A 23,039-nucleotide genomic window follows, 5' to 3' on the forward strand; every position below is an offset into this window, starting at 1 on the left:
GTCGGCGTGGACACCGAAGACACCGGAGAGCTCCTCCTGCCCCGGTCGCGGGCGGCGAACGAGCGACTGCACGCCCTGATCCCCGGGGGCGCGCACACCTACGCCAAGGGCGACGACCAGTACCCCGAGAACCTGGCCCCGGTCATCAGCCACGGTCAGGGCGCCCATGTGTGGGACGTCGACGGCAACCGGTACATCGAGTACGGCTCCGGCCTGCGCTCGGTCAGCCTCGGCCATGCCCACCCCCGGGTGGTCGAGGCGGTGCGACGGCAAATCGACCGCGGCAGCAACTTCGTCCGGCCCTCCGTCGTGGAGGTCGAGGCCGCGGAACGCTTCCTGGAGACCGTGCCGACCGCCGAGATGGTGAAGTTCGCGAAGAACGGCTCCGACGCCACGACCGCCGCGGTACGCCTCGCCCGCGCCGCGACCGGCCGCCCGCGGGTGGCCCTCTGCGCCGACCACCCGTTCTTCTCCACCGACGACTGGTTCATCGGCACCACGCCGATGTCCGCCGGCATCCCGGACGCGACCAACGAACTCACCGTGGCGTTCCCCTACGGCGACCTGGCCGCCACCGAGGAGCTGCTCATCCGGCACCAGGGCGAGGTCGCCTGTCTGATCCTCGAGCCCGCCACCCACTCCGAGCCGCCGCCCGGGTACCTCGAGGGCCTGCGCGACCTGGCCGACCGGCACGGCTGCGTCCTGGTCTTCGACGAGATGATCACCGGATTCCGCTGGTCCGAGGCGGGCGCCCAGGGCCTGTACGGCGTCGTCCCCGACCTCTCCACGTTCGGCAAGGCGCTGGGCAACGGGTTCGCCGTCTCCGCGCTGGCCGGGCGCCGCGACCTGATGGAGCGCGGCGGGCTGCGCCACGAGGGCGAGCGGGTGTTCCTGCTGTCCACCACGCACGGCGCCGAGACGCACTCCCTGGCCGCCGCGATGGCCGTCCTCACCACCTACGTGGAGGAGGGCGTCACCGCACGGCTGCACGCCCTCGGCGAACGGCTGGCCGCCGGTGTCCGCGACGCCGCGGCCGGCATGGGCGTCGGCGAGCACCTCGTCGTCCGGGGCCGGGCCAGCAACCTGGTCTTCGCCACCCTCGACGAGCAGGGGCGGCCGTCGCAGGAGTACCGCACGCTGTTCCTGCGCAGGCTTCTCGCGGGCGGGGTGCTGGCCCCGTCGTTCGTGGTGAGCAGCGCGCTCGACGAGGCCGACATCGATCACACCGTCGACGTGGTGGCCCAGGCGTGCGCGGTGTACCGCAAGGCCCTGGACGCCGGTGACCCCACCCCCTGGATGGCGGGACGGCCGGTGAAGCCGGTGTTCCGCCGCCGGGCGTGACACGGCGTGGCGTGACACGCGTGGCGCGCCGTGGCCGTGTCGTGGCCGCGTCCTCGGTCAGTGACGATCCGGCCGGCCGGCGTCGGCCGGCGGAGCGGCGATCGGGTCGTCCGGCGGACCGGCCGGCATGTCGGACGGCCGGTCCGCGGACCGGTCGGCCGTCCGGTCGATCAGCCACGCCGCCGCCGGAACCACCGTCAGCGCGGTGCACCAGCCGCCGAGGACGTCGGTCGGATAGTGCGCGCCCAGGGCGACCTGCGCCCAGCCCATGGACGCGCCGGCGACCAGCGCCGCGGTGAGCACGAGTGAGGTGCCGGCCGCCCTGCCGAGGCCGAGCCGGCCGGCCGCGAGCAGCGCCGCCACCAGAGCGAGCGCGGTGGCGAAAGCAGTGTGCCCGCTCGGGTACGACAGGTTGTCGTCACCGTGGATGGTGCGTCCCACCAGGGACTTGAGCAGCGTCGCCGCCCCCACGGTCAGGCCGGCGGCGGCGACGGCGAGCACCGCCGAGCGAGGACGCCGAAGCAGCAGGCAGCCCGTCACGACGGCCACGAGCAGCATCGCCGCCCCCACGGGCTCCCCCAGGAAGTCCAGGGCCAGAGCGACGGTCCGCCACGGCGGTCGCACACTGTCCGCCGTCGGCCGGACGACCCACCGGTCCACTCTGCCGGGCTCGCCGTCGCCGGCGTACAGCACCCCGAGGACGGCGACCACCAGCGCGGCGAGCCCCGTGACCGGCCCCAGCGACGAACGCAGCGACAATGGCAGCACCGCGTGCGCCGACCGGCCGTTCACCGGCCCGACGCGTCCCGCGCGCCCCGCCCGTCCCCCTTGCCGACTCTCCACCGACGAACCCCCCGTCGTGTCCGACGCGGCCCGCTCGGGAGCCCGTCCTTGCCCGCCACCCTAACCAACGACGCGGTCACGTCCCACGGCGGTCGGAACATCCACGGGCCGTGCCGCACACCGCAGTCGAGCGTCCGTGCTCCGGCGGCGGCCCGGACCGCCCGGCGCTGGAAGGATGACAAAATGAGTGCTCCGCCCCGCGCGTCGGGACCGGCCGGGGCGCTGCACATGAGGGCGAGGGAATCATCGTGGCCGAACCGTTCCGGGGTGTTCCCGGCTTACGCCGCGCGTGCGTGGCCGGCGTGGCCAGGCATGCGAAGTAGCGGCGGCGGTGTGCCCCCGTCCGGGCCGACGGCGCCCCCCGTGGGACGGCAGGCCGAGATCGCTCGTCTTCTGCTCAGTGTCGGCGGTCGTGGCGAACAGCGGATGCTGATGCTGCTCGGCGAGGCCGGCGCGGGCAAGTCGCGGCTGCTCGCGGTCGCCGTCGACCACGCCCGGGACGGCGGAGCACTCGTGCTGGCGTGCCAGGGCACGGAGGCCGAGTCACGCCAGTCCTTCGCCTCCCTGCACCAGTTGCTCCTCCCCGTCCTGCCCGACGCGGCCACGCTGCCCGACCATCTGCGCAAGGCGCTCGAGACGGCGTTCGGCGTGGCTCCCGCGGAGGGTCCGTCCGACCCCATGCTGTTGCGCGTCGCGGTGCTGACGCTGCTGACCGGCGTCGCACGCCGGCAACGTGTCCTGCTGACGGTCGACGACGTCCAGCACTTCGACCGGGACTCCCTCGACGTGCTCGGCTTCGTGATGCGCCGCCTCACCGGCGCCGACGTGCACGTGCTGTTGGCGGCACGCGGGCAGACACCCCCGGAGGGGGTCCCGGAGACCCTGCCCACCGTGCTGCTGGGGCCGCTGACCGAACGGGCCGCGGCCGAACTCGTGGACGCCCAGCCGCACGTTCCCACCGGCCGGACGCGGATCGAGCTGCTGCGGCAGGCCGGCGGGAACCCGCTGGCCATCATCGAACTGTGCCGCGCCGCGGGGTCGGACGGCGGCGCGGGCGTGCTGCCCGGCGGCGGACTGCCGCAGACCGAGCGCATCCAGGAGCTCTACGCCGCCCGCCTGCGCGACCTGCCGGGGATGACCCAGCGGCTGATCCTCTACGCGGCGGCGTCGCAGTACGAGGACCTCGACACGATCATGTCGGCCGCGGGCGCCGGACCGGACCTCTGGGCGTGGGCCTCGGCCGAGGAGGCGGGCCTGGTGACCGTCCTGGACGGACGGGTGGTCTTCCGTCACCCGCTGGCCCGCGCGGCCTCGTACCACGCGGCGCCTGCCTATCTCCGGCAGCAGGCGCACCGGGACCTGGCGGCCGCCCTCACCGCCGACCCGGCGCGGCGCGCGTGGCACCTGGCCGCCGCCTGCGTCGGCCAGGACGAGTCCGTGGCGGCGGCTCTGGAGGACACCGCCGAACTCGCCGAAGGGCTAGGCGGGTTCTTCGCGGCGGGCGAGGCGCTGCAACGGTCCGCCGAGTGCAGCCCCGCGACGGCCGACCGCGCGCGACGCTACGCGAAGGCGCTGCGAGCCGCCCAGAACGCCGGCGACCCGTCCTGGGTCGGCGAACTCTACGACAAGATCACCGCGTTGACCGAGGACCGGGACCTGCTGGGCATGGCGGCCTGCGCCGCGGGCATGGCGCTGTCGCTGTTCGGTCACCAGCGCGAGGCCTTCCAGGTGCTGATGAGCGCGCTGGAGCCGAACCCGCCCGGGGACGGCATGACGGTGCTCGCCCTGACCAGCGTGCTCAACGCGGTCGCGTCCCAGTCGGGCCTGCCCGAGGTCAGGCAGCCGATCGCCGCGCTGCTGCGCGGGGTGCGGGGCGGGAGCCGGGACACCGTCTACGCCGAGCTGAAGACCACCGATGCCGCCGACGCGGTGCTGGCCGCGACCCTGGCGGGGGCCGACCCGGCCGACGCGGCAGCGTTGTTGCGGGGCGTCCGCCGACGGCCGGGCTCGCGACAGCCGTCGCCCGGCATCGCCGAGACGACCCGGGGCCTCGGCGTCGGCGCGCTGGCCTGGTACGCCGACGAGTCCGACCTGTGCGTGGAGTCCCTGCGCCGGGTCTACCACGCGCTCGGCGCCTACGGCAGCATGGGCTCCGGCGCGCCCTTGCTCATGCCGATGGCCGCGACGCTGATCGACACCGGACGGTGGACGGAGGCCGACCGGCATCTGGAGACGTCGGGAGCGCTGGCGGCCGTGCACAAGTGGCGGCACATGCAGATCGACATCGAGGCGTTCCAGGCGATCCTGCGGGCCCTGCGGGGCGAACCCGGGTCCACGCCGGCGGACCGGGCGTGGACGACGGTCGCGCTGCCGGAGAACCGCGCCACCCATGCGCGTCTCCTGCGGGCCGCGGGCACGTCCGCCCTGGCGGCCGGGGACTTCGACGCCGCGTTCCGGCACTTCCGCGCTCTGTTCGACGAGGACGGCACGGCGCTGCACTACTTCCTGTCCCCGCGGTCGATCGCCGATCTCGCGGCGGCCGCCCAGCGGACGAATCGCCAGGCGGAGGCACGGCACGTCCTCGACGTCGTGCGCGCCGAGGCCGGGGAACGTCCGACGACCCGGATGACGCTGCTGATGCACCACGCCGCCGCGCTGACCGGCGAGGCGAAGGACGCCGAACACCACTTCCGGCTCGCCACGGTGAACCCGGTGGGCGATCAGTGGCCGCTCGCCCGGGCTCAGGCGCGGCTCCACTACGCGCAGTGGCTGCGCCGACGGCGGCGGCCCCTGGACGCCCGCCCGCTCCTGGCCACGGCGCTGGAGACGTTCACCCGGCTCGGCGCGTCCGGCCTGGCCGAGGAGGCCCGCGCCGAGTTGCGGGCGAGCGGTGTGGCCACCGCTCCCGCCGCGGCCGATCCGCTGTCCGAACTGACCGCCCAGCAGCGCCACATCGTGAGGCTGGCGGCCCGGGGGCTGCGCAACCGGGAGATAGCGGAGCAGCTGTTGCTCTCGCCGCGCACGGTCAGCTCCCATCTCTACAACGTGTATCCGAAACTGGGGGTCAGCAGCCGCAACCAGCTTCGCGACCTGTTCGACGACCTGTGATCGAAGGCTCCGTGATGCACGGCGGCCCGCGCCCGCGGGGCCGCTCCCCCGGTGTCGTGGCGGTCACCACGGGTGGCCGAGGACGGTATCGCGGGCGCCGGGCCGCCGATCGTGACGAGGAAGGACGTGCGCCGTTGAACTCCGAACCCGCAGGACGTCGCGGCGGGCGGGACCGCCCTGCCGTCGTTCTCGATCCTCTCGTGCAGCGACTCGTCGACGCGAGCGCCGGCCCGCCCTATCTGCACCGGCTGGGACCGGCCGACGGACGGCAGGCCCTGCTGGAGATGCAGGGTCACCCGTTCGAAGGCTTCGGGCCGGACGCCGAGTTCCGGGTGGCGCCGGTGGGTCCCCGCGGACTCGTCGGCTTCTGGCTGTTCCGGCCGAAGAAGCCGGCGGGCCCGCTTCCCGTCGTCGTGTACCTGCACGGCGGACGGTGGATGCTGGGTGACGCCCGGACCCACGCGCGCCTGACGGAGCAGTTGTCGGACCTGAGCGGCGCCGCCTTCGTGGTGCCCGAGTTCACCCGCACCCCGGAGGCCCGGTACCCGGTCGCGCTGGAGGAGTCGTACGCGCTCCTGACCGCGGTGACGCAGCAGGCCGGCGACCTGGGTCTGGACGGCGGCAGGCTGGCGCTGGCCGGCGACTGCACGGGCGCGACGATGGCCACGGCGCTCACCATGATGGCCAAGCGGCGGGGCGGCCCCCGCATCCGGGCGCAGCTGCTGTACTACCCGATGACCGATCCGCACTCCGCCACCCCGTCGCGGGACGAGTTCGGTTCCGGCTACCTGCTGCCGAGTGAGGCTCTGGACTGGTACTGGGGTCAGTACACCGACGACTCGCGCGCGCTCGCCGAGCCGACGGCCTCGCCGATGCGAGCGACCGCGGCGGACCTCGCGGGACTGCCGCCCGCCCTGATCGTCACGGCGGAGGCCGACGTCGTCCGGGACGAGGGCGAGCAGTACGCCCGGCTGCTGCGGCAGGCCGGGGTGCCGGTGACCGCCACCCGGTACCTGGGGACCGTGCACGACTTCGTGTCCTTGAGCGTGCTGCGGGACAGCCCGCCGACGGTGGCGGCGATCGAGCAGGGCGGCCACTTCCTCGAACGGCTTCTCGCCGACCGGACGTCGGCCCCCGCCGAAGACGAACCGTCACCTTACTGATGCGTCCGGAGCGGGCCTTTTGCGAGGGTGGGAGCCGAGGCCGCCTTCGGCGGCAGCCCCGCACAGGAAGGCCACCACGACACTGATGCCCCCAGGAGACGACGCCGGCCCCTTCGTGGACATGCCCTGGCCCGCCGGAGGCGACGACAGGCATCTGCACCTGGGCGTCAACCTGTCCGACCGGACCCTGCCTCTGCGGCCGGGCTCCCCGCATGTGCTGAGCCCGGGCGACCTCATCGTCCTCGGCACGGTCCCGCCCGCCGGTGACCTCGCCGACGAAGTGGCCTTCTTCCGGGTGCCGCGCTTCCTCCTCGACGTGCCGGAAGAAGCGCTGCGGTGCGCTCCCGTGATCCGGGTGAGCGGCAGGAGCGGCTTGGCGGAGTGCGTCTCCCTGTTCTTGTCGGCCCTCGCGAGGACATCGCGGTCCCGGGACTCGGCGGTCGGCAGGCGACTCGCCCTGAACACCGCCGACCTGGTCGCACTGCTGCTGAGCGACATCCGGGAGACCGACGGCGCGGGCGACCCGGCCGACCCCGCTCACGATCTGCTGGTGCGCGTCCGGACGCACATCCAGGAGAACCTCGCGGACAGCAGCATGTCGCCGGATTCGATAGCCCGGGCGCACCACATCTCCGTGCGGTACCTGCACAAGCTCTTCCGGACCAGCGGCACCACCGTCGGCGCCTGGATCAGACAGCACCGCCTCGCCGCCTGTCGTCTCGAACTGCGCCGACAGCGCCGCAGCGTGGCCGTGGTCGCCCAGTCCTGGGGCTTCGCCAGCCCCTCCCATTTCAGCCGCGTCTTCCGGCAGACCTACGGCCTGTCGCCGAAGCAGTGGCAGAACTCGGTGCTCTGACCTCACGCCCCGCCTCCCCCACACCGGTGCGGCCCGCGGGTCCGTGATCGACGGCGCGCGGCGCAGCGTCCGGGTTCGTCACCGCCGCCGCCCTGATCATGTTCACCGTCTTCGCCGGGTTCTTCCCGCTCGACGACGCCCTGATCAAGCCCATCGCCTTCGCGCTCGCCGTCGGCGTGGCCGTCGACGCCTTCGCCGTCCGCCTGACCCTGGTCCCCGCAGTCCTCGCCCTCGCCGGACGGCACGCCTGGTTTCTCCCCGGCTGGCTCGACCGCGTCCTGCCGGACCTCGACGTCGAGGGCACACGCCTCCAGAAGGCGCCGGAAGGGGAGCCCAGGAAACCCGAGCGGGTCTCCTGAAAGCCTTCGAAGGACCGGGTCCGCCCCGCTGCGCTCAGCCGACGGGGCGGGGCCGGCGGGCCGGGGCGGGCGCCATGCCGAGGTGTTCGAGCAGGAGCCCTTCCCGGGTGGACCAGGGGCAGACCTCGACGCTCTTGGCCCCGCAGGCTTCCATGAGTGCCTGCGCGATCAGGGCCCCGGCCAGGGACTGCTCGGCGCGGTGCCGGGAGATGCCCGGCAGCTCGGCACGGCGGGACGGCGCCGCGTCGGCCAGCGTGGAGACCGCCGTGCGCAGTTGGGGCAGCGTCAGCCGCCGCCTTGTGCGCGGTGTCCTGCTCTGGGCGGCGGCGAGCCGGGCGAGCTGCTCGAAGGTCTTGGAGCAGGCCAGCACCCGCCCTCCCCGCTCGGCCTGCGGCAGGTCGGGGACGGCTTCCAGCGTCCGGCGGAGGTGCTGCAGGACCTCCGCAAGACCTCGGCGGGACGCCACCGAGCCGCCGGGAAGCCGGTCCCGGGTGATCCTGCGGGCGCCCAGCGGCAGCGAGTGGACGACGCGGGGCTGGTCACCGGTGCCGGAGGCGATCTCCACGGTGCCGCCGCCGATGTCCAGGACCAGCAGCTGCCCGGCCGTCGGTCCGGCCCACCGGCGGGCGGCCACATAGGCGAGCCGCGCCTCCTCCTCGCCGGGCAGCACGCGCAGGCGGGTGCCGGTGGCGCGAGCCACTCGCGCGATGATCTCGTCACGGTTGGGCGCGTCCCGGATGACGGAGGTCGCGAACGCGAACACGTCCGGTCCGGGCAGACGCGGATCGTCGGCGACGGCCTCGGCGACAGCCCGCTCGACGCTCTTCATGCCGGCCTTGTCCAGACGCCCCTTGTGGTCGAGGGTCTCGTGCAGTCTCAGCCGGACCTTGCGGGAGAACACCGGCTCCAGGACCGTACCCGGACGCCGCCGCACCACCGTCAGCAGAGCACTGTGACAGCCGACATCGAGCACGCCTGCCTGCCGCATCCCATCGCCTCCCCCTGGGCCCGCCCTCGACCCGACGGCCGCTCCCGTCCTCCGACACCCCTCGACGACGGCAGAACGGGTATGCCGGGCCGACGGGTAAGCATATCGTCACCGCGCGCAGCGTCGCCCGAGCGTCCCGGTCGGCCGGCCTCCCCCGCCTCCCCCGGCGCCGTGGCAGGCGTCAGGAGACGGGGAACCAGACGGACAGTCGCTCGGCGACGGCCGGTACGTCGATGGCGTCCTGCGCGACTTCCTCGACGAACGGTCCGGCAGTGGCGACCGGCGGCGGAGCGACGCCGGCGCTGAGGCCGTTGAGCCGCAGGAAGACACGCATGGCGAGCCAGGCGGTGCGCTTGTTGCCATCGATCAGCGCGTGATTGCGCGCAACGGAGTGCAGGAGCGCCGCCGCCTTCTCGTGCAGCGTGGGATAGAGCTCGGCTCCGAACACATCGGTCCGGGGCCGTTCGATGGCCGACACCAGAAGTCCCATGTCCCGCACGCTGTGCCGGGTTTCGTTGACTGCGCGGGCGATGGTCAGGATCTCGTCGATCCGGATGTACCGCAGTTCGGTCACTTCAGGTAGTCCAGGATCTCCGCGTCGCTGTCCATGACCTCGGCCAGGACGTCATCGACCTTCAGCTCGGCCCGCTCCTGGGCTTCGCGGATGGCCTCGATGGCGAGTTCCTGCTTGCTGCGGCCCTCCCGGCGAGCCCGCTCGGTGAGCTTCGCGTCAAGGTCGTCGGGGAGTCGGAGTGTCATCGCCATACAGAAATGATACCTGGCTGGTATCTGGGCGGCGGGATGACACCGGCCGCTCGAGGCCGCCGCGGTCGAGCAGGTCGTCGTCGAGGGGGAGCGCGAGCGGGCCGCGGGCGCGGCCGAAGTCGGGGGCGGTCTTCGCCCGGGCCGGCACGGCGTGGGCGGAGCGCAGCCGGCCCGGCCCTGCCATACAAACGCACATGCCATGCCAACGGATCCATGATCCGGCTCATGCGAAGCGACAGGAGACTTTTGCCTCGCATCTGCGGAAGTATGATCGGCGTATGCATACCTACCGGATCGGGGACGCGGCTGTCCTGCCCGGTGGCGGCGCCGCACCGTACGGAGTCGGGTCGACGGCGGAAGTCCACTGGCGCCCGGCGCTCCGGCGGCGGCCGCGAACAAGTCGACCGGCGTGCTCGTCGAGAGGCCGTAGATGTGTCCGTCAGGACCAGAAGGAGTTCACCCGTGATGACCCGTTCCGCACGCCGGACCCGCCGGACGCTGCAGGCGACCGGCGCATGCGCCGCAGCCCTGCTGGCCGTGAGCGCCTGTGCGTCGTCCGACTCCGACTCGTCCGCGAAGTCGGGCTCCGCCGCCTCGGCCGCCGCCTCGGACAAGCTGTCCGGCACGGTCACGGTCTTCGCCGCCGCCTCGCTGAAGGAGAGCTTCACGACGCTGGGCAAGGCGTTCGAGAAGGCCCACCCCGGTACGAAGGTCACCTTCAGCTTCAGCGGCAGCGACACTCTCGCGGCGAGCATCACCGCCGGCGCCCCCGCCGACGTCTTCGCCTCGGCCAGCCCCAAGACGATGGCGATCGTGACGGACAAGGGCGACGCCGAGGGCACGCCCGCCGCCTTCGTCCGCAACCGGCTGGAGATCGCCACCCTGCCCGGCAACCCGGACGGGATCGCTTCCCTGAAGGACCTCACGAAGTCCTCGCTGAAGGTCGTGCTGTGCGACAAGGCCGTGCCGTGCGGCGCCGCCGCCCAGAAGGCCCTGGACGCGAGCAGGCTGGAGCTCACTCCGGTCTCCTACGAGGAGGACGTCAAGTCGGCCCTGAACAAGGTGGTCCTGAAGGAGGCCGACGCCGCGGTGGTCTACAGGACCGACGTGAAGGCCGCGGGTGACAAGGTGGAGGGCGTGGACTTCCCCGAGTCGGCGCAGGCCGTCAACGAGTACCCGATCACCCTGCTCAAGGGCTCGAAGAACGCCGAGGCCGCCAAGGCGTTCATCGCGCTGGTGCAGTCCGCCGACGGCCGGCGGGTCCTGACCGAGGCCGGGTTCCTCCAGCCGTGACCTCCCCGCCCCTGGACAAGGCCGACCCCGCGGACACTGTGACCGGTGGCCCGCGTCGGCCGCGTGGCCCACGCCGCCGCGTCCGCGGAGCCCCGGGAGGCCGCGGGGTCGGCGGCGCCCCGCTGCCCCTTCTCCTGCCCGCGCTGATCGGGCTGGCGTTCCTGACCCTCCCCCTCGTCGCGCTGCTGATCCGGGCCCCCTGGCGGAGCATGCCCGAGCTGCTGACCGGCGCCGAGGTGTGGCAGGCGCTCCAGCTGTCCCTGGTCTGCGCGACCGCGGCGACCGCGGTGAGCCTGGTGCTCGGGGTGCCGCTGGCCTGGCTGCTGGCGCGTGTCGAGTTCCCGGGGCGCGGCCTGCTGCGCGCGCTGGTCACCCTTCCGCTGGTGCTGCCGCCGGTGGTGGGCGGCGTCGCCCTGCTGATGGCGCTGGGCCGCAACGGGGTCATGGGCCGGTTGCTGGACTCCTGGTTCGGGATCACCCTGCCGTTCACCACCGCCGGGGTCGTCGTCGCCGAAGCCTTCGTGGCGATGCCGTTCCTCGTCATCAGCGTCGAGGGCACTCTGCGGGCCGCCGACCCGCGCTACGAGGAGGCGGCCACGACGCTCGGCGCGTCGCGCTTCACCGCGTTCCGCCGGGTCACGCTGCCGCTCATCGCCCCCGGCGTCGCGGCCGGCGCCGTGCTGGCGTGGGCCCGGGCGCTCGGCGAGTTCGGCGCGACGATCACCTTCGCCGGCAACTTCCCCGGCCGCACCCAGACCATGCCTCTCGCCGTGTACCTGGCGTTGCAGAGCGACCCGGAGGCCGCGATCGCCCTGAGCCTCGTCCTGCTGGCCGTCTCGATCGCGGTGCTGGCCGGGCTGCGCGACCGCTGGATGACCGCCTCATGAGCAACGCCGAGAAGACCGCACGTGACGCGCACCCCGCACCGGGCCCGGTCGGTGCGCCCGCCCCGGGAGAAGGACTCGACGCCCGGCTGCTGGTCGAGCGCGGCTCCTTCCGCCTCGACGTGGCGCTGACCGCGGCGCCGGGCGACGTCGTCGCGCTCCTCGGTCCCAACGGCGCCGGCAAGACGACCGCGCTGCGCGCCCTCGCCGGTCTCGTCCCGCTGACCGACGGCCACCTCCGGCTGGACGGCGCCGAGTTGCACCGCACCTCGCCGGAGTCCCGGCCGGTCGGCGTCGTCTTCCAGGACTACCTGCTCTTCCCCCACCTCACGGCCCTCGACAACGTGGCCTTCGGGCCGCGCTGCCACGGCGCGACCAAGGCGCAGGCACGCGCCCAGGCCGCGAAGTGGCTGGAGCGCATGGGCCTCGCCGACCACGCCGGAAGCAAGCCCCGCAGGCTCTCCGGCGGCCAGGCGCAACGCGTCGCCCTCGCCCGAGCCCTGGCCACCCACCCGCGTCTGCTGCTCCTCGACGAGCCGCTCGCCGCCCTCGACGCCCGCACCCGCCTCGAGGTCCGCGCCCGACTCCGGCACCACCTGGCCGAGTTCGAAGCGGTGGCCGTGCTCGTCACGCACGACCCGCTGGACGCGATGGTCCTGGCCGACCACCTCGTCGTCGTCGAGGACGGCCGCATCGTCCAGCAGGGCGCCCCGGCCGACATAGCCCGCCGTCCGCGCACCGACTACATCGCCCGTCTCGTCGGCCTCAACCTCTACCAGGGCGAGGCCCGGGGCCACTCGGTCCGCGTCGACGGCGGGCCCGGGATCACGACCGGGATCACGACGACCGAGGACCTCACCGGCCCGGTCTTCGTCGCCTTCCCGCCCAGCGCGGTCACCCTGCACCGGGACCGCCCCACCGGCTCCAGCGCACGCAACCTCTGGCGGTGCGAGGTCGTCGGCCTGGAGACCCACGGCGACCAGATCCGCGCCGACCTGGCCGGCGAGCTCCCGCTCGCCGCCGACCTCACGACGGTGGCGGCGGCGGAGCTCGGCCTGTATCCGGGGGCCGCGGTGTGGGCGACGGTCAAGGCGGCCCAGACACACGCGTACCCCGCCTGAGGCCCCGAGGGCCCGAGGGCCTGCGGGGTAGGGCGGAGCGCGGGGCTCAGGCGGAGTCGACGCCGCCGCCGCCGACGGGACGCCTCTCTCCCCCTGCGTGCGCATGGCCGTCCGGCGAATGGCGGCGCAGGGCGCGGAGGATCAGGGTCGTTCTCATGCGTCGGCGGCCCTGCGGTCGCGGCGTTCGGCGCCCAGGCGGGCGTAGTGGTCGATCAGGCCGGGGGCGTCCACGGTGGCGGGGTTGACGACCTGCTCGACCGGGGCTCCCTGGAGGAGACGTTTGACGGGGACCTCGAGTTTCTTGCCGGTGCGGGTGTGCGGGATGCCGGGGACCTCGAGGATGTCGTCGGGCACATGGCGGGGTGAGACGCCGGCGCGGATCGCCTCCTTGATCTTCTCGCGGAGGGCGTCGTCCAGGGTGACCTGGGCGGCGGGGACCACGGACAGGGGCATCCAGTAGCCGCCGTCCGGTTCCTCCGCGCCGATGACGAGGGCCTCGGCGATCTCCGGAAGCCGTTCGACGACGTCGTGGATGTCGGCGCTGCCCAGGCGGACGCCGTTGCGGTTCAGCGTGGAGTCGGAGCGGCCGTGCACGATCACCGAGCCGTGGCCCGTCACCGTGATCCAGTCTCCGTGCCGCCATGTGCCCGGGTAGGAGGAGAAGTAGGCATTCCGGTAGCGGCTGCCGTCGGGGTCGTTCCAGAAGCACAGCGGCATGGAGGGCATCGGACGGGTGACGACCAGCTCGCCGACGCGGTCGATGACCGGGAAGCCCTCGGCGTCGTACGCGGCCAGCGCCACACCCAGATGAGGTGCGGACAACTCGCCCGCCCACACCGGGGTGTTGGGCGCGCTGCCCGCGAAGCCGGACACCACGTCCGTGCCGCCGCTGATCGAGGCAAGCACAACCCGCTCGCCCACGTGGTCGCGGACCCAGGGGTAGGCGGAGGCCGGCAGGGCGGAGCCGGTGCAGCCGACCACACGGATCGACGACAGGTCGTGCGCCGAAGGGTCGACGCCGAACTTCGACATGCCCCGCAGGTACTGGGGGCTGGTGCCGAACACGGTCACCCGGTGCCGCGCGGCCAGCTCCCACAGGAGGCCGCGCCTGCCGAGGGGCGCCGGGCTGCCGTCGTACGTACAGGTCGTGGCACCGGTCAGCAGCGTGGAGGCGACCAGGTTCCACATCATCCAGTGCGTGGTGGTGTACCACAGGAGCCGGTCGCCGTGTCCGAGATCGGAGTGCAGGCCGAGGGTCTTGAGGTGCTCCAGCAGCACGCCGCCGTGGCCGTGCACGATGCCCTTGGGCAGGCCGGTGGTGCCGGAGGAGAAGACCACCCACAGCGGATGGTCGAACGGCACGGGCGTGCAGACGAGTTCCTCGGTCCGGGTGGCCGCGTCCTCCCATGTCACCACCAGGGACGGGTACGCCTGCTGCGGCCACGGCAGGCCCACGTGGTCCACCAGCAGGGTCGCCTTCAGCGTCGGCAGCGCGCAGGCGAGTTCGAGGACGGCGTCTCGGCGGTCGTGGGCGGCGCCGTTGAAGAGGTACCCGTCGGCGGCGATCAGCACGGTGGGTTCGAGCCGGCCGAAGCGGTCGGCGGCGGCCTTCGGGGCGTAGTCCTGCCCGCACACCGACCACACGGCCCCCAGGCTCGCGGCGGCGAGGAACGCGATGATCGCGTGCGGGGTGTTGGGCAGGTAGCCGACGACCCGGTCCCCCCGCCCGACGCCCAGGTCGCGCAGGGTGGCCGCGACGGAGGCGACCTGGGAGCGCAGGCGGCCGGCGGTCACCTCGTAGCAGGAGCCGGTCTCGTCGAGGGCGATGATCGCCACGGCGTCGTCGGCGTGGTTGCGCAGGGCGTGGTGGGCGTAGTTGAGGGTGGCGCCGGGAAACCAGCGGGCGCCCGGCATGGTCTCCTCGGTCAGCACCCGCTCGTAGGGGGTGTCCGCGTCGACGTCGAAGTACTCCCACAGCGCGGCCCAGAAGCCCTCCAGGTCGGTGACCGACCAGCGGTGCAGGGTCGCGTAGTCGGCGCCGTCCATCCCGGCGTGGCGGGCGAAGTCCATGATGTGGCTGTCCGCGACGGTCTGCGGGTCAGGTGTCGCGAAAGGGTGGGGCACGGTCATCGCGTGACGCTCCTCAGCAGGCTGTCGTCGAGGGTGGGGCGGGGTGGGAGAGAGCTGCGCCCGGTGTGCAGGAGGGAGGCCCAGCCTGCGGTGTCGGTGAAGTCGCGGCCCCCGGCCGGCACGATGTCCATGACGACGCGGTCGGGGCGAAGCAGTGCGGCGTCCGCCCGGCCGGCGCGCAGCCAGGCGGCGAGGGCGCCGCCGTCGCCGAGGTCGGCGGCGGGGACCGCCCGGACGCCGAGCCCGTGGGCGAGGGCGGTCAGGTAGGGCGGGGGCTCGGTGGCGGTGAGCACGGTGAAGGAGTCGCCGAGCAGTTCGTCGAGCCGGGTGCGCCGTCCGCCGGCGGTGACCCACGGTTGCGGGCAGTGGGAGCCCGCCAGTCCCCCGCGCAGACGGCGGCGGACGAGGGGCCCTGCGGTCAGGGGCGGGCTGAGGCCGCGGCCGGCCAGCGCGGTCAGGCCGGGTGTCCGGCAGGCGGCGGCCAGGGCTCCTCGGCGGAGGCGGGCGGCGCCGTCCTGTCCGCCGGTCATGGCCCAGCCCATGGCGACCGCGAGCCGGATGACGTGGCGGGCGTGCGGCTTGCGCTCGCTCTCGTAGGTGTCCAACAGCCGCTCGTCGCTTCCCTGTCGGAGTACCCGGGCGAGCTTCCAGGTGAGGTTGTGCGCGTCGCGCAGGCCCGCGCACAGGCCCTGCCCGATGAACGGAGGGGTGAGGTGGGCGGCGTCGCCCAGGAGGAAGACCCGCCCATGGCGCCACCGGTCGGCCAGGCGCGCCCGGAACGTGTACCGCGTCCTGCGGACGATCTCGAGGTCCCCGGCATACGACGGCGGCAGCCAGGGCGCGATCAGGTCGCGCACCGGCTCGTCACCGTCCCGCAGCCGGAACTCCCAGCGGTAGCGGTCCTCGCCGACCCGCATGAAGGTCGCCGGGCGGAGAGGGTCGCAGACCTGGTCGACGCCCTCCCAGCAGCGGACGGCGGCGTCGGTGCGGACGTCGAAGACCGTCCAGCTCTCCTCGAAGTGCAGGTCCTCCCACACGGCGCCGACGGCCTCGCGGGTGACGCTGTTCGCGCCGTCGCAGCCGAGGACGGCCTCGGCCCACACCTCGTGCTCACCGTCGTCGTCGCGGTAGGTCACGCGCACGGGGCCTTCGGTGTGCGGGCCGACGCCGGTGACCTCGGCTCCGCCCCGCAGTGCGCATTCCGGGCGCCGGGCGAGGGCGTCGCGCAGCAGACGTTCCAGTTCGGGCTGGTCGAACATGCTGGTCTGCGGGTAGCCGTGGTGTCCGTGCGCGGTGCGGCGGAACTCGGCCATCGTCCGGTGCCGGGCGTCCAGCAGCCGCAGCCCGTTCGCCGGGCGGGCGATCGCGGCGAACTCCTCCCCCACGCCCGCGGCCTGGAGGATTCTGCGGACCTCGTCGTCCATGGCGACGGCACGGGGCAGGGGATAGACGTCCGCATGGCGTTCCAGGACGAGGGTGCGCACTCCGCGCCGGGCGAGAAGGAGGGCTGCGACCACGCCCACCGGCCCTGCGCCGATGATCACCACGGGCGCCTCCGCCCCGCCGGCTTCGGCAGTCATGGAGGGCCGGCTCACTTCGGGTTCTCCGTCGCGTCCGTGACGGGGGTCCTCTGCTCGCCGAGGTCGACCCGGCTGTCCGGGGTCGCGATCGTCGCCGTGATCACGTCACCGGAGCGCAGATAGCGGGGGTTCCTGGCCTGGGACCTGAAGAACGCCTTCCACTTCACGGCGGGCGGCAACAGCGCGCCGATCTTCTCGACCGGCTTCGGCGGAGCCTTCAGCGCGGTGCCGCCGGGCGTGCCGGTGAGCAGCAGGTCGCCGGGGTCGAGGGTCTGGAAGCGGGCCAACAGGGTCAGTGCCCGCGCCGGGCGGACGATCATGTCGGCGAGAGTGCGGTCCTGACGCGGCTCGCCGTTGACGGACAACCGCAGCCGCAGGTCGAGGAGGCGGGCGAAGTCCTCCGGTTCCAGCAGCGCGAGGTACGGGCCGGTCGGTGTGAAGGTCGGGTACGACTTGCTTTCGTAGAACTGCGTCTTGGTCAGCTGGACGTCACGGGCGCTGACGTCGTTGGTGATCACGAGCCCGGCGACGTACGCGGGCAGGTCCCGCTCCTCGACGACGGTACCGACGGGCAGGGGAGCGCCCAGGACGAGCCCGAGTTCGATCTCGTAGTCGAGGAACCGCACGTGGGAGGGCCGTACGACGGTGTCGGAGGGCCCGCTGACCGAGCCGGACGCCTTACGGAAGAAGGCGGGCGGGATGTCGCCGGTGAAGCCCGAATCGCGGGCGTGGCTGCGGTAGTTGACCATCTGGGCGACCACCCGGCAGGGCGTGGTGACCGGCGAGAGAGCGACCAGGTCGGCGACGGACGTGCCCGTGCCGGCCGAGAGGGCGGCCTCTCGCACGGCGGCCCGGTCGGCGATCAGCTCGGCGGTGGTGACGGCCTCGGTGACGACGCGGACGGCGCGCTCGCCGCGGACCGCCCACCATCCGTCGGCGGTGCGCAGGACGTTGGTGCTCATGTCGGTGTCTTTCCGGGAGGGGAACGGTCAGGGGTCAGGACGTGGAGGCCTTGAGCAGGCCCAGCAGGCGCGCGAGGTCCATGTCGTTGTCACCGCGCAGGGCCCCGATGACGTCGCGGACCCGCTGCGGGGACGGGCTCGCGCCGAGGAAGTCACGGGTGGCGGGCGGGCCCCACTGGGCCAGACCACTCGTGGACATCGGCGCCCAGCCGGGTTCGACGTCGCAGGAGAACAGGTCGCCGTCGGCGAAGTGCTCCAGCATGAAGTGGTCGGGGTCGCGCCAGTAGTCGAAGAGCTGGCTGCCGTGGATGTGCCGGCCGATGCCCCAGCTTCGCCGGTATCCGCGCTCCTTGAGGTACTCGCCGCCGGCCGCGATCGAGTCCAGGTCGGTGACCTGGTAGGCGGAGTGGACATAGCCGGTGCCCGGCCCCAGGTGCATGGCCAGCGTGTGGTGGTCGGCGGGCACGCCGCCGAGGTCGCAGCGGATGAACGCCATGGTGGGGCCTCGGTCGCGCTGCCCGTCCAGGAACAGGAAGTCGGACACGATCATGCCGAGGGTGTCCAGGTACCAGTCGAGCGCCTGGGCGAAGACCCGTGTCTCCAGGACCACATGGCCCAGACGCTGGATGCGGGACGGCTCGCGCGGCGGGCGCTGCGCGGCGTTCGCGCGGCGGTGCCGGGCGCCGAAGTTGAGGAGCAGCGGCTGCTGCTGGGGCAGCGCCGGCAACTGCTCGCCGCCGTGCACCACCCGCACCGGGAAGCCCGAGGGGTCGAGCAGGTCGACGGCCCTGCCACCGCCCGGCACGTCCGCCTCGCGCACGGCGGACCCGGTGGCGCGCGCCAGGCGGTCCAGGTCGGCGCGCTCCGCCGCCCGGAACGCCGGGCCGATGAACCGGGACGTGCGGCCGCGCCGGATCACGGTGCACGGCGGACCGGCGTAGGCGCCCCGCAGCCACAGCTCCCGCTCCGTGCGGGCGGCGACGCCGAAGCCGAAGTCCCGGGCGAAGACCTCGGCCCGGTCGAGGTCGGGCTTCTCGAACTCCAGCCAGGCCAGGTCCGCGACCTTGATCACGGGATTGCGGGAGCGGCCGGGACGCTCGCCGCGCAGTGCGCCCTGCTCGCTGTGCAGGTCCTGGTGGGCCGTCTTGGCATCGGCTTTGCGGACGCGGGTTTCAGACATGGTTGCCCTCCGAGCGACTTTGCCGCGATGAGGAAATCATCAAGTCTGACAGTCTTGCCGTCAAGGCGTTCGCGAGGGAAATGATGAATTCATCAGAGCTGCTGTCGCCATCGCCCCGCGGTTAGACTCTGCGCATGCCTACGTCAGCCCCGCCCAGCAACCGGTTCGAGCGGCGCCGTGCGGAAACCCGGCGCTCACTCATCCAGGCCGCCCGGCAGATCCTGGCCGAGACCGGGGACACCAGCGCCAGCATCCAGGCGATCGCCGAACGCGCCGACGTCGGCTTCGGCTCCTTCTACAACCACTTCGAGTCCAAGGCCGAGCTGTTCGACGCGGCCGTGGTGGACGCGCTGGAAGAGTTCGGCCAGAGCACCGACGAACGCCTCGCCGGGATCGACGACCCGGCCGAACTCGTCGCGGCGGGCTTCCGGCTCAGCGCCCGGATGGCGGACTCGCACCCGGAGCTGATGCAGGTTCTGCGCCGTCGCGGCCTCGGCCACATCCACTCGGACAACGGTCTGGCCCGGCGGGCGATGCGGGACCTCGAGGTGGGCCTGGCCTCCGGCCGCTTCACCATCGTGGATCCGGCGGTCGCCCTGTCCGCCCTGGGCGGCACCCTGCTGTCGCTGGTGGAGCTGAGGTTCGCCCGCCCCGACCTGGACGGCGACGAGGCCGCGGTGAACCTGGCCGAGATGGTCCTGCGCATGCTGGGCCTACCCCAGGAGGACGCCCACGAGGTCGCCCGGCGCCCCCTCCCCGACCCCGCCTGACCGACTCCCCCCGTGCGGTGAGCGGACGGCCCGCCCGCCCCTCGGCGGCGACGCGCCCTTGTCGGGTCGCGCGGCCGGCCTACCGGTGGCTCGCCGACTCCCGTGGCGGTGGATCGGGCCGGTGATCAGGGTCAGTGGCCGGCCCGTGCCGTGGTTGGCGTCGGCGATGATCTCCGCGGTGATGGAGACAGCTGTCTCCTCGGGTGTGGAGGCTCCGAGATCGAGGCCGATGGGGGACCGCAGCCGCGCCAACCGGTTCTCCGTGACGCCCTGCTCGCGCAGGCGGCGCACGCTCCTCGTGGGTGCGCCGGGAGCCCATGGCCCCGACGTAGGCGACGGGCAGGTCGAGCGCCAGGCGCAGCGCTGGGATGTCGAACCTGGCGTCGCGCGTGAGGACGCACAGCGCGGTGCGCTCGTCCACCTCGGTGCGTTCCAGGTAGCGGTGGGGCCAGTCGACCGCCACGTCGTCGGCGTGCGGGAAGCGGGCGGGAGTGGCGAAGACGGGGCGGGCGTCGCAGACGGTGACGTGGTAGCCCAGGAAGCGGCCGGCCCGGCTGAGGGCCGCGGCGAAGTCGACGGCACCGAAGACCAGCAGGCGCGGCGGGGACGCATGCGCATGAACGCGGACGGACAGCCGTTCGTGGCATTCGTCCGCCTGGCCGCCGATGTCGATGCGGACGGTGCGGCCCGCCCGCAGCAGGGCACTGGCCCGGTCGGCCACTGCCCGTTCCGCCGGGCCCCCGTCCGAGCGTCCGCAGATGACTGGCCGCCGCCGAGCACGGCGAGCGTGGAGCCGAGGAGGCGCTCCGGGCCGTCCACGACCTGTGCCACGGCGACCGGTCGCCCTCGGTCGATCTCGCAGAGGGCCGTGGACAGGTGCGGCTGGGCTGCGGGATCGACGCGCTGGACGAAGACGTCGAGTTCGCCGCCGCAGGTCAGGCCGACGGCGAAAGCGTCGTCGTCGGAGTAGCCGAACCAGGCCCGCCGCGGAGTGCCCGGGTCACCGAGCACCTGCCGGCACAGCTCGTAGACCGCTCCCTCGACGCAGCCGCCGGAGATGCTGCCCACGGCGTTGCCGTCCTCGTCCACCGCGACCGACGTACCGACCGGCAGAGGGGCGCTGCCGTGCACGCCGACGACGGTGGCCAGGGCGAAGGGACGTCCCTCGCGGCACCAGCGGTGCAGAGTGTCCGCGATGTTCAGCAGGGCAGTTCTCCGTGGCAGGACGAGGCTCGGAAGGGGAGCGGGCCGCCGCCGTGACGCCGGGAAAGCGTCAGGCGGCGGCCCTCGGAAGTCCGGCGGCCGGACCGGGCAGGCTGCCGGACGAACGGTGCGCGGCCAGGACGGACTCGGTGAACTTCTCGTACGACGATTCTCCGCGGTCGGCTCGTGCGCCGCGGCGGTCAGACGGCCCACGGCCGTCGCTGCCCAGGCGCAGGCGGTACGCGTACGAGGGCCGGTATCCGGTGCCCAGGTACATCTGCTTGCGGCTGAGCACGAGCTTGACCGGGCGCCTCGTCTCACGAGACACGGCTCCTCAGGGCAGCGCCAGGCTGTTGTCGGCGGTCAGGCCGCTGAGCTTTTCGGGGTTGACCTGGAAGCGCAGGTTCCGGATGCGGCCGTCGACGAGGTCGAACGAGAGGGCGCCCACCGTGTCCCCGCCGAGGGTGGCCAGGACGCCGAGCTCGCCGTTGATGAGGGCCGGCTCCATGATCAGGTCGGCCAGTTCGGGCTTGGCCAGAAAACCCACGATCCAGCGCGCGACGTGGTCGGTGCCGTACAGCGGGCGGCGGGCGGCCGTGACCTTGCCGCCGCCGTCGGACCAGGCGGTGACCTTGGGGGCGAGCAGCTCCATGACGGCGTTCAGGTCGCCGCCCGCGCAGGCCTCGATGAACTGGGCGGTGACCTGCCGACGCTGGGCCTGGTCGGCGTCGAAGCGGGGGCGGCGGGCTTGGACGTGCTCGCGTGCGCGGCGGGCGATCTGACGGACTGTCGGCTCGGGACGCTCGAGCGTCTCGGCGATCTCGGCGTGCGAGTAGCCGAAGACCTCGCGGAGCAGGAAGACGGCGCGTTCGACGGGACTGAGGGTTTCCAGGACGACCAGCATCGCGGTGGAGACGCTGTCGGCCAGTTCGGCCTCCGCGGCGATGTCGGGGGAGGTCAGCAGAGGCTCGGGGAGCCATGGCCCGACGTAGGTCTCGCGGGTCGCCCGTGCGGAGGTGAGGCGGTTCAACGAGAGGTTGGTGACCGTGCGCACCAGGTAGGCCTTGGGGTGGCGGACCGCGTCGCGGTCCGTGGTGCTCCAGCTCAGCCAGGTGTCCTGGAGGACGTCCTCGGCGTCCGTGACGCTGCCCAGCATCCGGTAGGCGGTGGCGAACAGGAGCCTGCGGTGTTCGATGTACGGGTCCTGCCCGTCCCTGACGTCGACCATCGGCTCAGGTTGCCAGCGCCGCAACCAGGGCGGCAAGGCCCGAGATCATGGCGCGGGGAGCGAAGTGCCCGTCATGCCGCGGGCCTGCGGGTGGCGCGGCCGCCCTTGGAGACGATGGTGGTGACGTTCATGCGCTTGCTGATGCGGTAGGTCGTGAGCGGGCTGCCGCTGACCATCTCCTTGTACGCGACGGCGCTGCGGCCGGTGAGGTGCACGCGGCGGGGGGTGTCGTCCGCCTTGGTGAACTGGATGACGGCGTCACGGCGGCCGAGGCTGACCGGCTGGTGGAAGTAGCCGAAGCGGAACGGCTTGGCGGCCTTGCCGCGCAGGAGCCGCGCGATGGTGTCGGCGGTGTACTGGGCGGTGGGCAGGCCGCTCTGGCAGGTGCCGTGGATCTGCCCCCAGGCCAGACGGACAGCAGCGGCGTCACCGATGGCGTGGATCTCCGGGTGGGAGACCGAGCGCAACGTGGCATCGACCAGGATGCGGCCGCGGTCATCGGTGGCGATCCCGGCGTCGGCGGCGAGCGGCGACACCTTGACGCCGGTGGTCCACAGGCAGGCGTCGGAGCGGACGAGCCGGCCGTCGGCCAGTTCGACGGCGTCGGGCAGCACCTTGGTGACGCGGGTGCCGGCCTCGAGAGTGACGCCGAGGCGGTCCAGCGCGTCGTGGAGGTGGGCGCGGGCCTTGGCGCCCATCATGCCGCCGGGCTCGTCCAGGCTGACCAGCGTGACGTCCAGGCCGGGGTGGCTCTCGGCGATCTCGGTGGCCGCCTCGACACCGGTCAGACCGCCGCCGCAGACAGTGACCCGGCCGCCGGACGCGGCGACCTCGGTGAGACGCGCGGCGAACCGACCGGCGATCTCCGGGTGGTCGAGGGTGAACGCCTGGGTGTCGGCGCCGGGGACCTTGCCGGTGTCGGTCGAACTGCCCAGCGCGTAGACGAGCGTGTCGTACCCGAGGAGCTCGGCGCCGTCGACGGTGAGCTGCCGGGCCTCGGGGTCGATGGCGGTGGCGGCGCCCTGGACGAAGGTGACGCCGGTCCCGGCGAGCAGGTCGGGGATCCGGTGGTCGGCCAGTTTCTGCCCGGCGGCGATCTGGTGCATCCGCAACCGCTCGACGAACCGGCTCGAGGGGTTGATCAGGGTGATCTGCACGCTGGTCCGGCGAGTGCGGTGGGCCAGCCGGATGGCACAGAACAAGCCCGTGTAGCCGGCGCCCAGGACGACGATGCGGTGGCCGTTGTTCATCGGATCTCCCAAGGT

20 protein-coding genes and 1 pseudogene are annotated in these 23,039 nt (G+C 73.2%); 9 read left to right on the plus strand and 12 right to left on the minus strand.

Going from position 1 to position 23,039, the window contains the following annotated elements; genetic code table 11:
* Positions 1-6: 6 nt before the first annotated feature.
* The gene (locus ACN6LD_RS24300) at positions 7-1,341 is read left to right on the plus strand and encodes a glutamate-1-semialdehyde 2,1-aminomutase (RefSeq protein WP_445044259.1); all 1,335 of its coding nucleotides are present in this window, start codon (positions 7-9) and stop codon (positions 1,339-1,341) included.
* 57 nt (positions 1,342-1,398) lie between these two features.
* On the opposite strand, the gene ACN6LD_RS24305 is transcribed toward ACN6LD_RS24300, so the two are convergent.
* Positions 1,399-2,133 carry a phosphatase PAP2 family protein gene (locus tag ACN6LD_RS24305; protein ID WP_319188607.1) on the minus strand — a complete coding sequence of 245 codons (735 nt, stop codon included), beginning with the start codon at positions 2,131-2,133 and terminating at the stop codon, positions 1,399-1,401.
* 414 nt (positions 2,134-2,547) lie between these two features.
* Here ACN6LD_RS24305 and ACN6LD_RS24310 point away from each other — a divergent pair, with 414 nt between their 5' ends.
* The 4 genes from ACN6LD_RS24310 (at position 2,548) to ACN6LD_RS24325 (ending at position 7,670) form a co-directional block, all read left to right on the plus strand.
* On the plus strand, positions 2,548-5,292 hold the full coding sequence (locus tag ACN6LD_RS24310) for an AAA family ATPase (protein WP_319188605.1): 2,745 nt from the start codon (positions 2,548-2,550) through the stop codon (positions 5,290-5,292).
* A 200-nt stretch (positions 5,293-5,492) separates the two neighbouring features.
* Complete coding sequence (locus ACN6LD_RS24315) at positions 5,493-6,455, plus strand: alpha/beta hydrolase (RefSeq protein ID WP_445044260.1); 963 nt, start codon at positions 5,493-5,495, stop codon at positions 6,453-6,455.
* A gap of 85 nt (positions 6,456-6,540) precedes the next feature.
* Positions 6,541-7,311 carry a helix-turn-helix transcriptional regulator gene (locus ACN6LD_RS24320; protein ID WP_319188601.1) on the plus strand — a complete coding sequence of 257 codons (771 nt, stop codon included), beginning with the start codon at positions 6,541-6,543 and terminating at the stop codon, positions 7,309-7,311.
* A gap of 98 nt (positions 7,312-7,409) precedes the next feature.
* Positions 7,410-7,670 (plus strand): MMPL family transporter, encoded by a 261-nt coding sequence (locus ACN6LD_RS24325; RefSeq protein WP_319188599.1) that lies wholly within the window; start codon positions 7,410-7,412, stop codon positions 7,668-7,670.
* A 34-nt stretch (positions 7,671-7,704) separates the two neighbouring features.
* On the opposite strand, the gene ACN6LD_RS24330 is transcribed toward ACN6LD_RS24325, so the two are convergent.
* The 3 genes from ACN6LD_RS24330 to ACN6LD_RS24340 all read right to left on the minus strand — a co-directional run bounded on the left by ACN6LD_RS24330 (position 7,705) and on the right by ACN6LD_RS24340 (position 9,423).
* Positions 7,705-8,658 (minus strand): Ppx/GppA phosphatase family protein, encoded by a 954-nt coding sequence (locus tag ACN6LD_RS24330; protein WP_319188597.1) that lies wholly within the window; start codon positions 8,656-8,658, stop codon positions 7,705-7,707.
* A 181-nt stretch (positions 8,659-8,839) separates the two neighbouring features.
* A complete protein-coding gene (locus ACN6LD_RS24335; protein WP_445044261.1) occupies positions 8,840-9,232 on the minus strand; it encodes a type II toxin-antitoxin system death-on-curing family toxin in 393 nt (130 codons plus the stop codon).
* Positions 9,229-9,423, minus strand: coding sequence for a ribbon-helix-helix protein, CopG family (locus ACN6LD_RS24340; RefSeq protein ID WP_445044262.1), 195 nt, complete (start codon positions 9,421-9,423; stop codon positions 9,229-9,231). Before ACN6LD_RS24340 ends, ACN6LD_RS24335 begins: the two co-directional genes overlap by 4 nt.
* A gap of 465 nt (positions 9,424-9,888) precedes the next feature.
* Between ACN6LD_RS24340 and modA the strand changes: the two genes are divergently transcribed.
* From modA to ACN6LD_RS24355, 3 genes are read left to right on the plus strand one after another with little or no spacing between them, the layout of a single operon-like run.
* Positions 9,889-10,716, plus strand: a complete 828-nt coding sequence (gene modA / locus ACN6LD_RS24345) for a molybdate ABC transporter substrate-binding protein (RefSeq protein WP_319188593.1) — start codon at positions 9,889-9,891, stop codon at positions 10,714-10,716.
* Complete coding sequence (modB, locus tag ACN6LD_RS24350) at positions 10,713-11,603, plus strand: molybdate ABC transporter permease subunit (RefSeq protein ID WP_319188591.1); 891 nt, start codon at positions 10,713-10,715, stop codon at positions 11,601-11,603. The genes modA and modB overlap by 4 nt, the downstream gene beginning before the upstream one ends.
* Positions 11,600-12,721, plus strand: a complete 1,122-nt coding sequence (locus ACN6LD_RS24355) for an ABC transporter ATP-binding protein (protein ID WP_319188589.1) — start codon at positions 11,600-11,602, stop codon at positions 12,719-12,721. Before modB ends, ACN6LD_RS24355 begins: the two co-directional genes overlap by 4 nt.
* Before the next feature lie 153 nt (positions 12,722-12,874).
* Here ACN6LD_RS24355 and ACN6LD_RS24360 read toward each other — a convergent pair whose 3' ends face one another.
* Genes ACN6LD_RS24360 through ACN6LD_RS24375 form a run of 4 tightly spaced genes read right to left on the minus strand, consistent with a single transcriptional unit; the run spans position 12,875 to position 18,573 of the window.
* Positions 12,875-14,851: an acetoacetate--CoA ligase gene (locus ACN6LD_RS24360; RefSeq protein ID WP_319188588.1), complete on the minus strand. Its 1,977-nt coding sequence runs from the start codon at positions 14,849-14,851 to the stop codon at positions 12,875-12,877.
* Positions 14,848-16,431, minus strand: coding sequence for a bifunctional 3-(3-hydroxy-phenyl)propionate/3-hydroxycinnamic acid hydroxylase MhpA (gene mhpA, locus ACN6LD_RS24365; RefSeq protein ID WP_445044263.1), 1,584 nt, complete (start codon positions 16,429-16,431; stop codon positions 14,848-14,850). The genes ACN6LD_RS24360 and mhpA overlap by 4 nt, the downstream gene beginning before the upstream one ends.
* An 11-nt stretch (positions 16,432-16,442) precedes the next feature.
* Positions 16,443-17,393: a fumarylacetoacetate hydrolase family protein gene (locus ACN6LD_RS24370; RefSeq protein WP_319188584.1), complete on the minus strand. Its 951-nt coding sequence runs from the start codon at positions 17,391-17,393 to the stop codon at positions 16,443-16,445.
* Between the two features lie 34 nt (positions 17,394-17,427).
* A complete protein-coding gene (locus tag ACN6LD_RS24375) occupies positions 17,428-18,573 on the minus strand; it encodes a VOC family protein (RefSeq protein WP_319188582.1) in 1,146 nt (381 codons plus the stop codon).
* Positions 18,574-18,707: 134 nt separating this feature from the next.
* Between ACN6LD_RS24375 and ACN6LD_RS24380 the strand changes: the two genes are divergently transcribed.
* Positions 18,708-19,343: a TetR/AcrR family transcriptional regulator gene (locus ACN6LD_RS24380; RefSeq protein WP_445044264.1), complete on the plus strand. Its 636-nt coding sequence runs from the start codon at positions 18,708-18,710 to the stop codon at positions 19,341-19,343.
* Here ACN6LD_RS24380 and ACN6LD_RS24385 read toward each other — a convergent pair.
* The 4 genes and pseudogenes from ACN6LD_RS24385 to ACN6LD_RS24400 all read right to left on the minus strand — a co-directional run bounded on the left by ACN6LD_RS24385 (position 19,287) and on the right by ACN6LD_RS24400 (position 23,024).
* Positions 19,287-20,549 (minus strand): annotated as a pseudogene (locus ACN6LD_RS24385) (XdhC family protein). The gene ACN6LD_RS24380 and the pseudogene ACN6LD_RS24385 overlap by 57 nt on opposite strands.
* Positions 20,550-20,616: 67 nt before the next feature.
* Complete coding sequence (locus tag ACN6LD_RS24390) at positions 20,617-20,874, minus strand: hypothetical protein (protein ID WP_445044275.1); 258 nt, start codon at positions 20,872-20,874, stop codon at positions 20,617-20,619.
* A gap of 6 nt (positions 20,875-20,880) precedes the next feature.
* A complete protein-coding gene (locus tag ACN6LD_RS24395) occupies positions 20,881-21,774 on the minus strand; it encodes an RNA polymerase sigma-70 factor (protein ID WP_445044265.1) in 894 nt (297 codons plus the stop codon).
* A gap of 71 nt (positions 21,775-21,845) precedes the next feature.
* A complete protein-coding gene (locus ACN6LD_RS24400; RefSeq protein ID WP_445044266.1) occupies positions 21,846-23,024 on the minus strand; it encodes an NAD(P)/FAD-dependent oxidoreductase in 1,179 nt (392 codons plus the stop codon).
* Positions 23,025-23,039 lie beyond the last annotated feature (15 nt).

The organism is Streptomyces sp. SAS_272 (genome assembly GCF_052543235.1).